This window comes from Mesorhizobium sp. P170090 (assembly GCF_057786115.1).
In genome coordinates, this window is the sequence record NZ_JBYNWH010000001.1 from 5,824,613 (window position 1) to 5,838,871 (window position 14,259).

14 protein-coding genes are annotated in these 14,259 nt (G+C 63.9%); 10 read left to right on the forward strand and 4 right to left on the reverse strand.

Features of this window, described 5'->3' with window-relative positions:
- Positions 1-125 precede the first annotated feature (125 nt).
- Complete coding sequence (locus AC3EML_RS28135) at positions 126-1,121, forward strand: helix-turn-helix domain-containing protein (RefSeq protein ID WP_352521369.1); 996 nt, start codon at positions 126-128, stop codon at positions 1,119-1,121.
- A 15-nt stretch (positions 1,122-1,136) separates the two neighbouring features.
- On the opposite strand, the gene AC3EML_RS28140 is transcribed toward AC3EML_RS28135, so the two are convergent.
- On the reverse strand, positions 1,137-1,694 hold the full coding sequence (locus AC3EML_RS28140; RefSeq protein WP_352521370.1) for a sugar O-acetyltransferase: 558 nt from the start codon (positions 1,692-1,694) through the stop codon (positions 1,137-1,139).
- Between the two features lie 153 nt (positions 1,695-1,847).
- Between AC3EML_RS28140 and AC3EML_RS28145 the strand changes: the two genes are divergently transcribed.
- The 4 genes from AC3EML_RS28145 (at position 1,848) to AC3EML_RS28160 (ending at position 6,139) form a co-directional block, all read left to right on the forward strand.
- Positions 1,848-2,309: a membrane protein gene (locus AC3EML_RS28145; RefSeq protein WP_023669981.1), complete on the forward strand. Its 462-nt coding sequence runs from the start codon at positions 1,848-1,850 to the stop codon at positions 2,307-2,309.
- The gene (locus tag AC3EML_RS28150; RefSeq protein WP_352521371.1) at positions 2,306-3,697 is read left to right on the forward strand and encodes an FAD-containing oxidoreductase; all 1,392 of its coding nucleotides are present in this window, start codon (positions 2,306-2,308) and stop codon (positions 3,695-3,697) included. Before AC3EML_RS28145 ends, AC3EML_RS28150 begins: the two co-directional genes overlap by 4 nt.
- Positions 3,698-3,813: 116 nt before the next feature.
- Complete coding sequence (locus tag AC3EML_RS28155) at positions 3,814-4,992, forward strand: MFS transporter (protein WP_023737782.1); 1,179 nt, start codon at positions 3,814-3,816, stop codon at positions 4,990-4,992.
- A gap of 91 nt (positions 4,993-5,083) precedes the next feature.
- A complete protein-coding gene (locus AC3EML_RS28160; RefSeq protein WP_352521372.1) occupies positions 5,084-6,139 on the forward strand; it encodes a succinylglutamate desuccinylase/aspartoacylase family protein in 1,056 nt (351 codons plus the stop codon).
- Position 6,140: 1 nt separating this feature from the next.
- Here AC3EML_RS28160 and AC3EML_RS28165 read toward each other — a convergent pair whose 3' ends face one another.
- Positions 6,141-6,911: an isocitrate lyase/PEP mutase family protein gene (locus AC3EML_RS28165; RefSeq protein WP_352521373.1), complete on the reverse strand. Its 771-nt coding sequence runs from the start codon at positions 6,909-6,911 to the stop codon at positions 6,141-6,143.
- A 321-nt stretch (positions 6,912-7,232) separates the two neighbouring features.
- On the opposite strand from AC3EML_RS28165, the gene AC3EML_RS28170 reads away from it, so the two are divergent.
- Complete coding sequence (locus AC3EML_RS28170) at positions 7,233-9,422, forward strand: anthranilate synthase (protein WP_023669977.1); 2,190 nt, start codon at positions 7,233-7,235, stop codon at positions 9,420-9,422.
- A 5-nt stretch (positions 9,423-9,427) separates the two neighbouring features.
- The gene (locus tag AC3EML_RS28175; protein WP_352521374.1) at positions 9,428-10,375 is read left to right on the forward strand and encodes a cation diffusion facilitator family transporter; all 948 of its coding nucleotides are present in this window, start codon (positions 9,428-9,430) and stop codon (positions 10,373-10,375) included.
- 258 nt (positions 10,376-10,633) lie between these two features.
- Here AC3EML_RS28175 and AC3EML_RS28180 read toward each other — a convergent pair whose 3' ends face one another.
- Positions 10,634-11,344, reverse strand: a complete 711-nt coding sequence (locus tag AC3EML_RS28180; protein WP_352521375.1) for a DUF4272 domain-containing protein — start codon at positions 11,342-11,344, stop codon at positions 10,634-10,636.
- A 23-nt stretch (positions 11,345-11,367) separates the two neighbouring features.
- Positions 11,368-12,465, reverse strand: coding sequence for a hypothetical protein (locus tag AC3EML_RS28185; protein ID WP_352521376.1), 1,098 nt, complete (start codon positions 12,463-12,465; stop codon positions 11,368-11,370).
- Positions 12,466-12,565: 100 nt separating this feature from the next.
- Here AC3EML_RS28185 and AC3EML_RS28190 point away from each other — a divergent pair, with 100 nt between their 5' ends.
- The 3 genes from AC3EML_RS28190 (at position 12,566) to AC3EML_RS28200 (ending at position 14,235) form a co-directional block, all read left to right on the forward strand.
- On the forward strand, positions 12,566-12,994 hold the full coding sequence (locus AC3EML_RS28190) for a DsrE family protein (RefSeq protein WP_023711111.1): 429 nt from the start codon (positions 12,566-12,568) through the stop codon (positions 12,992-12,994).
- A 73-nt stretch (positions 12,995-13,067) separates the two neighbouring features.
- A complete protein-coding gene (locus AC3EML_RS28195) occupies positions 13,068-13,847 on the forward strand; it encodes an SDR family NAD(P)-dependent oxidoreductase (RefSeq protein WP_023686180.1) in 780 nt (259 codons plus the stop codon).
- Positions 13,848-13,926: 79 nt separating this feature from the next.
- Complete coding sequence (locus AC3EML_RS28200; RefSeq protein WP_023691624.1) at positions 13,927-14,235, forward strand: putative quinol monooxygenase; 309 nt, start codon at positions 13,927-13,929, stop codon at positions 14,233-14,235.
- The last annotated feature ends 24 nt before the right edge of the window (positions 14,236-14,259 follow it).

Sequence of the window (14,259 nt, forward strand, 5' to 3'; positions counted from 1 at the left end):
TGTTCTCCTTCGGGCTTGAATGGGACAGGTCGAAAATAGGCGAATCCCCCGACTGCCAAAAGTGGCCCGATTGACATCATTCGAAAGAATTGGGACAATCCGCTTTTCGCTTGCTGGAAACACGCATGGCCGACCCGATCATTGCCGTTCTCGCCTTTGACGGCATCAGCCCGTTCCACCTCTCCGTGCCGTGCGTGGTGTTCGGCACCGACCGCACCAAGCTTGGCCTGCCGCGTTTCGACTTTCGCGTCTGCGCGCTCGACGATGGAGCGATCCACACCGATGCCGGGCTGACCATCGCGGTGCCGTATGGCCTTTCCGCATTCGACGATGCCGACATTGTCATCATTCCGAGCTGGAAGGATCTCGAGGCCCCACTTCCGCCGCCGCTCCTGGCAGCGCTCACCCACGCGCACCGGCGCGGTGCGGTGATCGTGGGCCTCTGTCTCGGCACCTTCGCCATTGCCGCCGCCGGGCTGCTTGCGGGCCGGCGGGCGACGACACATTGGGCCTCCACCGACCGGTTGCAGGCATTGTACCCGGACATCGAAGTCGACGCCGACGTGCTCTATGTCGACGACGGCGACATCGTCACCTCGGCCGGCGTCGCCGCCGGGCTCGACTGCTGCCTGCACATTGTGCGCGCGCGCTATGGCGCAGAGGTAGCGCTGCGGCTGGCAAGGCACATCGTGCTGTCGCCGCACCGGCAGGGTGGGCAAGCGCAGTTCATCGAGCGCCCGCTGGCGAAAACCCCGGCCACCGACCGCTTCACCCTGGCGCTCGACACGGTGCGGGCAACGCTCGGACAAACGCACAACCTCGACCGCGTCGCGGAGGCCGCGGGCCTGACCCGGCGCACTTTCACCCGCCGTTTCCAGAAATCGAACGGCACCAGCTTTGGCGAATGGTTGGCCGGCCAACGCATCGAACTGGCGCAACGGCTGCTGGAGGCGACGGAAAAATCGATGGACATGGTGGCCTTCGAAGCCGGCTTCGGCAGCGCCACCTCGCTGCGCCAGCATTTCGCCGCACGGCTCAAGACGTCACCGGCCCAATACCGGCGTGAATTCTCGCGGCGAGCCGGTCCGGACGAGCGCATGGCACGCACGCCTTCATACTGACCGCCCACGACGAGTTCAGCCCCGCTTGACGGCCCGCGCCGGATTGCCGACCACCGTGGTGTTGTCAGGGACGTCGCGCGTCACCACCGCGCCGGCGCCGACTATGGCGCCATCGCCGATGCTGATGCCGCCGAGGATGATGGCGCTGCCGCCGATCCAGGCGTCATTGCCGATGGTGACCGGCCGGGCAATCTCCAGTCCCGCCTCACGGCCCGCGGCCTCCTTGTGGTGCTCGGCGCAGTAGATCTGCACATTGGGGCCGAGAAGCGTCCGCCTGCCGATACGCACCGGCGCGGGGTCGAGGATGGTGCAGCCGGCATTGAGGAAGGCGCCGTCGCCGAGATGGATGTTGAAACCGTAGGCGCAGTGGAACGGCGCCTCGATCCGGGAGCCTGCGCCCGCGCTGCCGAGCAGCGCCAATAGCGTCGGGCCGATATTGCCGCGTTGCTGGGGCGGCAGCGCATTGTGCTCGAACACCGCATCTCGCGCGATCACGCGGAGCGCCTCCAGTTCGTCGTCGATGCAGGTGTACCATTCGCCTGCAATCATCCTTGTGCGTTCGCTTCCGGCCATCACAGCGACTCCGTCCCTTCGTCGTGTTCGACTGGTTACCAAAGTACAATGCTCACTGATGGAAGAAGCACCATCGCCTACTCTCGTCAAACGTAGGACCTATGCTAGCTTGCCTCGTGGGCCAGTCCCGGGCCTGCTTTCGAGGGGATCTAAATGCTCTATTTGCTTGCACTTCTGATCGGCGTCATTGCCGGTCTTCGCGCCATGACCGCGCCGGGCGCGATCGCCTGGGGCGCGTATCTCGGATGGCTGCCGGTGGCCGGCACCTGGGCAAGTTTCATGGGCCATTGGGCCGCCGTCGGTATCTTCACCATCCTCGCCATCGTCGAACTGGTCACCGACCAGCTGCCCTCGACGCCGAGCCGCAAGGTGCCGCAGCAATTCGGCGCCCGCATCCTGCTTGGCGCCTTCAGCGGCGCGGTGATCGGCGCCACTGCCGGTTCCACCATTGGCGGCCTGATTGCCGGCGCCATCGGTGCCGTCATCGGCACCTATGGCGGCGCCGAAGCGCGCGGCCGGTTGGCCGCCGCCTTCGGCAAGGATTTGCCTGCCGCCCTCATCGAGGACGCGGTGGCGATCATCGGCGGCCTGCTGATCGTGGCGGCGGTGGTATGACTGCCCAAGCCTCAGACGCCAAGACATACGACGCCATCATCATCGGCGCCGGACAGGCCGGCCCTCCTCTCGCCGGCCGGCTGACGTCAGCCGGCATGAGCGTGGCGCTGATCGAGCGCAAGCTGGTCGGCGGCACCTGCGTCAACACCGGCTGCATGCCGACGAAGACCATGGTCGCCAGCGCCTATGCCGCGCATCTGGCGCGGCGTGCCGCGGACTATGGCGTGACGTTCTCAGGCCCTGTCGGCGTGGACTACAAGAGGATCAAGGCGCGCAAGGACAAGGTCACCAATGACTCCCGCAGCAATCTGGAGACCTGGATCGCCGGCATGAAGGGCTGCACGCTCTATCGCGGCCATGCCCGCTTCGAATCCGCCAACACGGTGCGCGTCGGCGACGAGCTTCTGACTGCCGAAAAGATCTTCCTCAACACCGGCGGCCGCGCCTCGGTGCCCGACCTGCCCGGCGTCAACGACGTCGACTACCTCACCAACTCCTCAATGATGGACCTCGAAATTCTGCCGCGCCACCTCGTCATCGTCGGCGGCAGCTATATCTCGCTCGAATTCGCGCAGATGTTCCGCCGCTTCGGTTCGGAAGTCACCGTCATCGAGAAGAGCCCGCGCCTGACCGGCCGCGAGGACGAGGACGTCTCAGCGGCCATCCTGTCGGTCCTCGAGAATGAAGGCGTAGCGGTCCATGTCGGCGCCGACAACATCGGCTTTGCCCAACAGGGCGAGGACATCGCCGTGACCTTCTCGAACGGCAAGCCGCCGGCTGTCGGCTCGCACGTGCTCCTGGCGCTCGGCCGCACCCCCAACACCGACGATCTCGGTCTCGACAAGGCCGGTGTCGCGGTCGACCTGCGCGGCTTCGTCACCGTCGACGACCAGTTGCGCACCAGCGTGCCCGGCGTCTGGGCGATGGGCGACTGCAACGGCAAGGGCGCCTTCACCCACACCTCCTACAACGATTACGAGATCGTCGCCGCCAATCTGCTCGACGACGATCCGCGCAAGGTCAGCGACCGCATCGAGGCCTATGCGCTCTACATCGATCCGCCGCTCGGCCGCTGCGGCATGACCGAGGCTGCGGTGAAGAAATCCGGCCGCAATGCGCTGGTCGGCCAGCGGCCAATGACCCGCGTCGGCCGCGCCATCGAAAAGGGCGAGACGCAAGGTTTCATGAAGATCCTGGTCGATGCCGACACCAGGCAAATCCTCGGCTGCTCCGTGCTCGGCCCCGGCGGCGACGAGGCGGTGCACTGCGTGCTCGACCTGATGTACGCCAAGGCGCCGGTCGATACGCTGGCGCGCGCCGTGCATATCCACCCCAACGTCTCGGAGCTGTTGCCAACCATCGCCCAGGAGCTGAAGCCGCTCGCCTGACATGACTCCGCGTCAAGCTCAGCGCTTTCTGCATTGGTGCGTTGCAGCAATGTGCATTGCGCGCGGCAAGGCTTCTCGTTCAGTCTGAAATTGAACCGATTCAGTCTGGATTTTCCATGCCTTTGCCGATCCTTGCGCTTGCCATTGCGTCCTTTTGCATCGGCACCACCGAATTCGTCATCATGGGCCTGTTGCCGGAGGTTGCGGCCGATCTCGGAGTGTCGATCCCCTCGGCCGGCCTGCTGGTCACCGGCTATGCGCTGGGCGTCGTCTTCGGCGCGCCCATCGTCGCCATGGCCACCGCGCATCTGCCGCGCAAGCCGGTGCTGGTCGCGCTGACGGCGATGTTCGTCGTCGGCAATCTGCTCTGCGCCATTGCGCCCAATTACTGGCTTCTGATGGCCGCGCGCGTCTTCACCGCGTTCGGTCATGGCGCCTTTTTCGGCATTGGTTCCGTCGTTGCCGCCAGCCTGGTGCCGCGCAACAAGCGCGCCAGCGCCATGGCGATGATGTTCGCGGGATTGACGCTCTCCAACATTCTCGGCGTTCCTGCCGGCACCGCGCTTGGCGAAGCCTTCGGCTGGCGCTCCACCTTCTTTGCCGTCGTCGGCATCGGCCTGATCTCTGTTGCCGCCATCGCCTGGCTGGTGCCATCCAATGTCGTCGAACCGAGCGGCGGCGGCCTGCGCAGCGAACTGCGCGTGCTGGGCAAGCTGCAGGTCTGGCTCGCCATGCTGATCGCCTCGCTGGCCTCGGCCAGCCTGTTTGCCGTCTTCACCTACATCAAGCCCTACCTTACCGATGTCTCCGGCCTGTCGACCTCCGCGGTCACCTGGGTCCTGCTGCTGTTCGGCGCCGGCATGACCATAGGCAACATCATCGGCGGCCGGCTGGCCGACTGGAAATTGATGCCGACGGTCATCGGCACGCTGCTTTTGATGGCAGTTCTGTTTGTCGGCTTCATGCAGTTCGGCGCTATCGCCAGCGTCGCCATCGGCGTCGTCTTCTTGTGGGGACTGCTGATCTTCGTCGTCGTGCCGCCGCTGCAGATCCGCGTCGTCGAAGCGGCTTCGGAAGGGCCGAACCTCGCCGCCACGCTCAACCAGGGCGCATTCAATATCGGCAATGCCAGCGGCGCCTGGATCGGCGGCGTGGCTCTGTCGGCCGGCGTTTCCTATGCTCATTTGCCGCTGGTCGGCGCGGTGCTGGCCCTGCTGGCGGTCAGCGTAGCCGTTGTCTCGCAGGCGCTCGAAGGATCGGCGCCGATAACGACGGTTCCGGCCGCCGCCGAATAATTCCATTGCGCCCATGGCGGCGCGAACTGGACCAATCGACAGCCCCTCGGCAAAAGTGCATGTGTTCTGCCTCTTATCCTGGAGGCATCCCATGCAGAAATCGATCGAACGCATCGCCGGCGATACCGAAGGCGTTTCCTACGAATTCCCGGTGTTCCGCTTCGCCGGCGCCGACAAGGCAGCACCTTCGGCCTATCTGCAGGCAGCACTCCACGCCGGTGAATTGCCTGGTGTCGTCGCCATCGACGCGCTGATGCCGGCGCTGAACAAGGCCGAAGCCGAAGGCCGCATCAAGGGCAACATCACGGTCGTGCCCTGGGCCAATCCGATCGGCCGCGCGCAATATCATTTCGGCGAGCACCAGGGCCGCTTCCATCTCGGCACCCGCAACAATTTCAACCGCGGCTTTCCGTTGCTCGCAGCACCGGACGCCAAGCTTTTGCCCGACACCACGCTTGGCACCCCCGACCAGCGATTGAAGACCCGTCTGGTGCAGCTGTCGCTCGGCCACGACATCGTGCTCGACCTGCATTGCGACGACGAGGGCCTTGCCTATCTCTACGTCCACGCCAGCCTGTGGCCGGCGATGGCCGATTGCGCCGCCGCCATGGGTATCGACGCCGTGGTGTTGTGGAGCGAGGACACCGACGGCACCTTCGAGGGCGCCACGATCATGCCCTACCAGAACGTCCCCGCCAACGTGGCGAAGCTCGACCGCCGCGTTGCCACCACGGTAGAATACCGTGGCATGCTGGATGTCGACGGCACGCTGGCAAATTCCGATGCCGCAGGCCTCTACCGGCTGCTGGTGGCGCGCGGCGTCATCGCCGACACGGCCCTTCCCCCGCCCAGCCCGTTCAAGGGCCTCGTCGCGCCGCTCGAAAACATCGACATGATGCCGGCGCCCAGGGCCGGCGCCATCCTCTACGACGTCAAGCCCGGTGACCGCGTCGCCAAGGGCGCGCGCCTCGCCACCATCGTCCACACACCGGGCGAGGCCGGCGGCCGCACCGAAGTGCTGGCACCGCAGGACGGCGTCATCCTGACACGCCGGTCGCGCCGCATCATCCGCGCCGGCGAGGATCTCTTGAAGCTGGTCGGCGACAAGAAGAGCGCCGACGCGAGGTCAGGCACGCTGGAGGACTGAGCTAACCCGAAATCGCCAGCCGCGCCTTGGCCTCCAGCCATTCGGCCATCTGCCGGTACGGCACCGGGCCGTGGCTGACACGGGCGACACCAAGCTCGGCCAGGCGCTGGCGCGGCGGCACATGCGCCAGCGCGATGATGTTGACCGGCAATGCCGTCGCCTTGCACAGCGCCTCGATCAGACCCTCGTTGCCGAGCCCCGGCGCAAAGAAGCCGCTAGCTCCTGCCTTTTCATAAGCGTGCGCCCGCTCGATGGCCTGGTCGAGCAGCACGCTGTCATGCGCATTCGGCTTGGCCTTGAGGAAAATGTCGGTACGGGCGTTGATGTAGGCGGGAATGCCGGAAGCCTTCACCGCCGCCGCTGCCGCCTCGATCCGCTTCACCTGTACCGCGATGTCGTGCAGACCAGCGCCGCCGACGATCTGGTCCTCGAAATTGAAACCGATGGCGCCGGCCTGCAGGGCACGTGTCACCGTCCGGGCGACAGTCTCCGGCTCGACGCCGTAGCCGCCTTCGAGGTCCATGGTCACCGGCAGGTCGACTGCCGCCACGATGCGCCTGATGTTGTCCAGCGCTAGCTCCAGCGGAATTTTCTCGCCATCGGCATAACCAAAAGCAGCCGCGACCGGCCAGCTTCCGGTGGCGATCGCCTTGGCGCCCGCCCTCTCGACGATCTTGGCCGAGCCCGGATCCCAGGCATTGTAGAGAACGATCGGGTTGCCCTTGACATGAAGGGCATGGAACGTGCGTGCGCGCTCGATCTGCTCGGTCATTGCTGTCTTCCCGTCTTTCCGATGTTGGACGAACAGTCTAGGCAGGACCCCAAGCCTTGGCGATGTGCCATGGGCTGCAGAAGCGGCGGCCACAAACAGGCCTTTCAAACCTGTTGCGCATCCGGCTTTTCGCCGCTATGGATTTCGCCCATGAACATGCGCTCGATCAAGACCATTTGGTGGTGGGCTCGCTGACAGCGGCCTGTTCGAACGCGTGCGCGTGAAAATAGAGGGTGGCCGCAACGGAATGTCCGGGCGGCCATTTGTTTTTTCAAAGCCATTCCCGGGTCCGTTGCCCCAACAAGCCATATGGAGACGGCAATGACGATGAAGGCTCTGGAAAACGGCGCGGAAAGCTTCGTGACCGCAGGTGGTGTCACCATCACCCGCGAACGCCACGACAAGCCTTACGCCGGTGCGATCGATGCCTATGTCGATGGCTTGAACTCGCGCCGTGGTGCGGTGTTTTCCTCGAATTACGAATATCCGGGCCGCTACACACGCTGGGATACGGCCATCATCGATCCGCCGCTGGTGATTTCCGCGCGTGGCCGCGCCATGCGCATCGAGGCGCTGAATGGCCGTGGCGAAGTGCTGCTGCCGGTGATCGGCAAGACGCTGGCCGGCGTTGCCGAGGTGACGATTGCTGAAACCTCGAAAAAGCTGATCCGCCTCGATGTCGCCAAGCCCGGCCGCGTCTTCACAGAGGAAGAGCGCAGCCGCGTCCCCTCTGTGTTTACTGTGCTGCGCGCCATCACCGCTCTGTTCAAGACCGATGAAGACGCCAATCTCGGCCTTTACGGCGCCTTCGGTTACGACCTCGCCTTCCAGTTCGATCCAGTCGACTACAAGCTTGAGCGCAAACAGAGCCAGCGCGATCTCGTGCTGTTCCTGCCTGACGAGATCCTGGTCGTCGACCATTATTCGACCAAGGCCTGGACCGACCGCTACGACTATTCCGGCGACGGTTTTTCAACCGAGGGGCTGCCGCGCGACGAAATTGCCGAACCGTTCAAGACCGCCGACCGCATCCCGCCGCGCGGCGACCATGAGCCGGGCGAATATGCCAATCTGGTGCGCAAGGCGATGGACAGTTTCAAGCGCGGCGACCTGTTCGAGGTCGTGCCCGGGCAGATGTTCTACGAACGCTGCGAGACGCAGCCTTCCGAAATCTCGCGCAAGCTGAAGTCGATCAACCCGTCGCCCTATTCCTTCTTCATCAATCTCGGCGAAAACGAGTATCTGATCGGCGCCTCGCCCGAAATGTTCGTGCGCGTCAATGGCCGCCGCGTCGAGACCTGCCCGATATCCGGCACCATCAAGCGCGGCGACGACGCCATTTCCGATAGCGAGCAGATCCTGAAGCTGCTCAACTCCAAGAAGGATGAATCCGAGCTGACAATGTGCTCGGACGTCGACCGCAACGACAAGTCCAGGGTCTGCGATCCGGGCTCGGTGCGCGTCATCGGCCGCCGCCAGATCGAAATGTATTCGCGCCTGATCCACACCGTCGATCACATCGAAGGGCGCCTGCGCGAAGGCATGGATGCCTTCGACGCCTTCCTGTCGCATGCCTGGGCGGTCACCGTCACCGGCGCGCCGAAACTGTGGGCCATGCGCTTCATCGAGCAGAACGAAAAGAGCCCGCGTGCCTGGTATGGCGGCGCCATCGGCATGGTCAATTTCAACGGCGACATGAACACCGGCCTGACGCTCCGCACCATCCGCATCAAGGACGGCATTGCCGAGGTGCGAGCCGGCGCCACATTGCTCTTCGACAGCATCCCCGAGGAAGAAGAAGCCGAAACCGAACTGAAGGCATCCGCCATGCTCTCCGCCATTCGCGACGCCAAATTGGGCAATGCCGCAGGCGCCGAACGCACCACCGCGCGCGTCGGCGACGGCGTCAACATCCTGCTCGTCGACCACGAAGACTCCTTTGTCCACACACTGGCCAACTATTTCCGCCAGACCGGTGCCAATGTCTCGACCGTGCGTTCGCCGGTGCCGGAAGAAGTCTTCGAACGGCTGAAGCCCGATCTCGTCGTGCTGTCGCCCGGACCGGGCACGCCGAAGGATTTCGACTGCGCCGCGACCATCAAGAACGCCCGCGCCCGCGACCTGCCGATCTTCGGTGTCTGCCTTGGCCTGCAGGCGCTGGCGGAGGCCTATGGCGGCGAACTCAGGCAGTTGCACGTGCCGATGCACGGCAAGCCGTCGCGCATCCGCGTCTCCAAGCCTGGAATCATCTTCTCCGGCCTGCCCAAGGAAGTGACCGTCGGCCGCTACCACTCGATCTTCGCCGATCCGGTGCGGCTGCCCGACGATTTCATCGTCACCGCCGAGACCGAGGATGGCATCATCATGGCCTTCGAACACCGCAAGGAGCCGATCGCCGCCGTCCAGTTCCATCCGGAATCGATCATGACGCTCGGCCACAATGCCGGCATGCGCATCATCGAAAACATCGTTGCGCATCTGCCGCGCAAGGCCAAGGAAAAGGCCGCTTAGAAACGATGGCGGCAACGGACAACACGGCGGCGATCGCAGCGAAGGCAGCGGCCAGGCAAAGGATCGCCAGCCTTGCCTTCTGGTCGATTGTCATCGCCTGCGTGGTGCTCGCGCTCAAGCTTGCCGCATGGTACGTCACCGGCTCCGTTGCGCTCTATTCGGATGCGCTGGAGTCGATCGTCAACGTCATAGCCTCGGCCGCCGCCTATTGGGCGGTCCTGGTCAGCTACAAGCCGGCCGACCAGGACCATCCGTTCGGCCACCACAAGGCCGAGTATTTTTCGGCGGTGCTGGAAGGCGTGCTGATCGTGCTCGCCGCGCTTTTGATCCTCAACGAGGTCTGGCGCTCCTGGCAGACGCCGACCCCGCTCGAACAACCCTGGGAGGGCTTGGCGATCAACGGCGTCGCCACCGTCATCAACGCCTTCTGGGCCTGGACGCTGATCCGCGCCGGGCGCAGCGCAAAATCACCGGCGCTGGTCGCCGACGGCCGGCACATCATGACCGACGTCGTGACCTCGGTCGGCGTCTTCGGCGGCCTCGTCGGCGCTATCCTGACCGGTTGGCAGATCCTTGATCCGGCGCTTGCCGTCATCGTCGCGCTCAACATCCTGTGGCAGGGCTGGCACGTCATCGGCTCGTCGATGAACGGGCTGATGGACCGCGCAGTGGACACGACCGAACACATGCACATTCGCGACATCATCTCGGCCAATTGCAAGGGCGCGCTGGAGGTTCATGACCTCAAGACCCGCATCGCCGGCCGCGCCACCTTCATCGAGTTCCACCTGGTCGTCGACGCCGACATGACGGTCGGCGCCAGCCACGTCATTTGCGACCGCATCGAGGACGCGCTGAAGGCCGAAATCCCCTCGGTGCGCGTCACCATCCATGTCGAACCGGACGACGAGGCGAAGCTGCCGAAAGGCACCACTGCTGTGCCGTTTGCTTGAGGAAAAACTCAGGGCATCATCCTCGGGCGAGGATCTGCCGACCTCGCCGGATCGATTGCGCCATTACCGCCATGTGGGGTAGCCCGCCAATGGCTACATCCAGGCGTTGATTGCCTCCAAATCGGGCAGCGCCTGCTGCTCAAGCGCGCGCCAGCTCGGCCTCGGCAAAAGCGTAGTCAGGCGAACCGTCTAAGTCGTCAAATCCAAACTCGGCAAGCGAAGTCCGATCCAAGGTAGCACCCGCTTGCGATCGGCTCATCATGTGTCGGTCGAGATGTCATCCCATTCCTGCCCCATATACCCAATCAGCCAATTGAGCGCGTAATGACGTTCGACAACCACGTCTCGTTCCAATCCTGCCGGCGCGGCTTTCCCATTCACCCGCGCATCCATCACAGCCCAATTGTACCGATAGATCAGATCGGCAGCATCGAGAAGCTCGCTTTGCGGGCGCAAATTGGCCCGCTTGAGCAGCCCTTCCGTGTCGAGGTCACGCAACATCGAAACCAATTGTGACACATCGCAAGGCTTGTCTGGACGCCCAAGGTTTTTGAAGACTTGCAACGCCCACAACATTACGAAAGCCCCTTCATAGCGCCAGCTAAAATTTGCGCGATCTTGCTCGGTTGCAACGGCGTTACCGACAAACGCTTGCTCTTTGGGCGTAAAAAACCCTTCGGCTCCAAACTGGCTGATCAAGTTGCTTACAAGATTTCGATCATTGGTCTCCGCTGTGACGGCCACGATTACCAGTGCGATGGCGCGTTTAACCACCTCGTCCTTCGTTCGTCGCCGACTTTCGGCTGCGGTTTCGATCGCCGGCAAATGGTCGATGAACGGCACGCCCTCCTTCTTCAACTGTGCTATTGAGGCAGCCTTGCGAGCCTCAGCCTCGCCTTCAGCGTTGGCGGAACCGATGAAGGCCAAGGAAGTCAGAAAACCAAGAAAGCTGCGACGCATCATATTCATTGTCAAATGGCTGCTAAGAGTGACTAAGGCGCACAAGCCGATTGCGGCATTGGCTCCAGCCTGTAGATCTTATCATCCGACTCCGTCTTGCCGCCAGCTTCCTTCGAGCACAGATCAACGATGGCCAGGCTGCTGTTGGGGTTGGCGAGCATCATGGTGCCATTGGCGCCGCGCTTGAGGTAGATTTCCTTCTGGCTGATGTCGCAGGCAAAGTTGCTCATCTTGGAACTCGCCGCACAACGCCACTGGTCCGCCTCGCCCTGGCAGGAATAGGTCTGCGTGACCTTGGCCCCGTTCTCCCTGGTTGTCACGGAAACGCCGATGTCGGCGCCGTCGGGCCAGTTGGCGACATCGCCGCCTGAGGCAAAGGAGGCCAGTTCCACCGGCCCGCGAAAGACACGGATCGACTGAGTCACCTGGTCGGGATGCGAGGAGAGATGCGCAGCATCGTAGTCGCGCCCATAGCAGAATGGCTGGTCCGACTTCAGCTGCTCGCGCAGTGGCGCGCCGAGAGCCGGATCGATCGGGTCGATCTTGGCGAACTCAGCCTGGCAGGTTGCGGCCGGCATCGGGTCGAGGCGGAAATTATCGTCCTCCGAGCCCAGCGCCTGCCGGTCATATTCGGCTTCGCCCAGTTCGTCTTCCGATCCGGCGTCGAGATAGAGATCGGACGAGACGTCGGTGAGGATCAGGCGGCCTTTGTCATCGAGCTTCAGCGACGCCATGGTGCGGTCGCAGTCCATGCCGCAGCGGATCGGACCTGACTTGCCGTCCTCGGACTCGTGATTGCACCAGCCGCCGGCCCATTGCGGCGCCTTGGCGCCGCGCACCGTGGTGGTGAGAAAACCGTTGTAGGAGGTGTCGGCGTTTGCCATCGGCTCTTCGTTCGGATGGCTCACCGGATCATGGCCATAGAGGAAGAAGATCCGCGCCACCTTCTGCTTTGGATGCGCCTTGAGGTGCGCCGCATCATAGACGCGGCCGAAACACGCATCGGCGCCATTCGGGCTGAGTTCGGGTAATTTAAGCGCATCGCCGGCAAGGGCCGAACTTGCAAGCGCGCCGAGCAGCACGCAGCCAAATCCAGCGCTGGCAACAACCTTCCACTTCCTGAACGCCATGTGACCCCCTCCTCGCATCGACAGGACGTAACGTGAATTTATGCTAGTATCATGGCCGCAGCCACGCAATTTGCGGGGAGCGCCAAGCCGAGAGGATGCCATGCGTCGACGCGACATGTTCCGGGCCAGCCTTGCCGGTGCCGCCGGCCTGTTCGGGCTGAGCCGGGCCGCCGCCGTTGAAGACAGACCGAAGGTCGCCTATCACCTCAGCGACCTCGATAAGGTCAACTTCGTGCTCGGCAACATCAAGAACCACTATGAAGGCACCGGCGGCAATGTCGACATCGTGTTGGTCGTGCATGGTCCGGCCCTCGCCGGCTTCAAGTCGAAAGGCATATCGGCGGCGATCTCGGGACGCTTTGCCGGCCTTGTCCAACAGGGCCTTGAGCCGCATGCCTGCGGCAACACCATGCAAGGCATGGAGATCACGCTTGCCGACCTGCTCGAGGGCTTCCACGCCGCCGACAAGGGCGGCGTCGTCAAGCTCGCCGAACTGCAGCGCCAGGGCTACGCCTATCTCCGGCCCTGAGCCGCCACGGGCTTGAACGTGAAGGCCATGAGAGCCTACGAAGGGTGGCCAAACAGCCCGAAGGAAAGTGCTCATGACCGCGACCACCCTCGTCATCCCCGATCTTGCCGGCAAAGCGGTGCTGGTCACCGGCGCTTCGACCGGCATCGGTGCCGCCCTTGCACTGGCCTACGCCGCCCAGAAATGCCGGGTCGCCCTGCACTACAATTCGAGCCGGGAGGCCGCAGAAACGCTGGCCAAAAACATCCGCGACAGCGGCGGTGAGGTGTTCCTGACACAGGGCGACTTCTCACAGGCAGCCGATGTCGAGCGGGTAGTCGAGGAGAGCGCCGAAACATTCGGGCGGCTCGACGGGCTGATCAACAATGCCGGCGGCATGCTCGGCCGCGTGCCCTATGCGGAGCAGACCGAGGCGCACTACGACGCGGTGATGGACCTCAACGCCCGCTCGGTGCTGACGGCCTCGCGCAAGGCGATGCCATGGCTGAAGAAGCAGGGCGGCTTCATCGTCAACACCTCGTCGATCGCGGCGCGCAACGGCGCCGGCGGCGGCGCCGGGCTGTACGGTTCGGCCAAGGCCTTTGTCTCCAATGTGACGCGCGGCATGGCCAAGGAACTGATCGGCTTCGGCATCCGCGTCAACGCGGTGGCGCCGGGCACCATCGCGACACCCTTCCATGAGCGCTATTCCACCGACGAGCAGATGAAGGGCATGGTCGCCACCATTCCTCAAGGGCGTGCCGGCACGGCCGAAGACTGCGTCGGCGCTTATCTGTTTCTGTCCTCCGATCTTTTGAGCGGCTACATCACCGGTCAGGTCATCGAGGTGAACGGTGGCCAGTTGATGCCGTGAGCCGGCAATTGCATACTGCGTCTCGCAACCATGCATGTCGTGCGCACGTTTGCTGAGGTTGGAAGAAAGGGGAGAGGCAATGTACGGATTGATCGGAAAGATGCGGGCGGCGCGCGGCCAGCGCGACGCGATCATGGATGTGCTGCTCGCCTCGACCGGCGCCATGCCGGGTTGCCTGAGTTATGTCATCGCCCGCGACCCGGCCGATGCCGACGCGATCTGGGTGACCGAAGTGTGGACCGACGCCGCAAGCCACAAGGCTTCGCTGCAGCTGCCGGAGGTCCAGGCAGCGATCGCCAAGGCCCGGCCGATCATCGCCGGCTTCGAATTCCAGGTCGAGACCCATCCGGCCGGCGGTTTCGGCCTGCCCGCCATCAAGAACGAGTGACATCCCAACGCGGGGTCGGGGTCG